The organism is Mesorhizobium sp. M0854, assembly GCF_040319815.1.
GTDB lineage: Bacteria > Pseudomonadota > Alphaproteobacteria > Rhizobiales > Rhizobiaceae > Mesorhizobium.
This window is the reverse complement of sequence record NZ_JAMYOL010000097.1, coordinates 1-520: the sequence shown is the minus strand read 5'-3', so window position 1 is coordinate 520 and position 520 is coordinate 1. Positions and strand designations below refer to the sequence as shown.

Here is a 520-nt window from a genome sequence, read left to right as displayed (position 1 = left end):
TTGCGATCACCGATTCCCGTGGAAGGGGAAGTGCCATGACCAATCGAGACGTTAGACTGAGCAGAGGCGAGTTGAAAGCGTTGCTGTTGTCGGATGAGGACGGCTTTCGCCAGGCATTGCAGAGTGTCGTGCAGGAGGTTCTTGAAGCCGAGATGACGGAGGCGATCGGGGCCGAGAAAGGCGAGCGGACGGCGGAGCGGACGAGTTACCGGTCCGGCTATTACGAGCGCAAGCTGGTGACGCGGGTCGGGGTGCTGGAGCTTCGCGTTCCGCAGGATCGGGCTGGCCGGTTCTCGACGGAGTTGTTTGAGCGCTACCAGCGTTCGGAGAAGGCATTGGTGTCGGCGCTGGTCGAGATGTACGTGCAGGGCGTTTCGACCCGCAAGGTGAAGGCGGTGACGGAGGAACTGTGCGGCCACTCTTTCTCGGCCTCGACGGTGAGCGAGGCGACGATGCGGCTGGATGAGGCGCTCAAGGCGTTCTTCACGCAGCGGCTCGAGGAAAGCTATCCGTATCTCAT

Annotated in this window: 1 protein-coding gene; it reads left to right on the top strand. The window is 61.7% G+C overall.

The features are described 5' to 3' along the window. Positions 1–35: 35 nt before the first annotated feature. A partial coding sequence (locus NKH99_RS32695; RefSeq protein ID WP_352703607.1) for a transposase occupies positions 36–520 on the top strand: 485 nt, incomplete at its 3' end.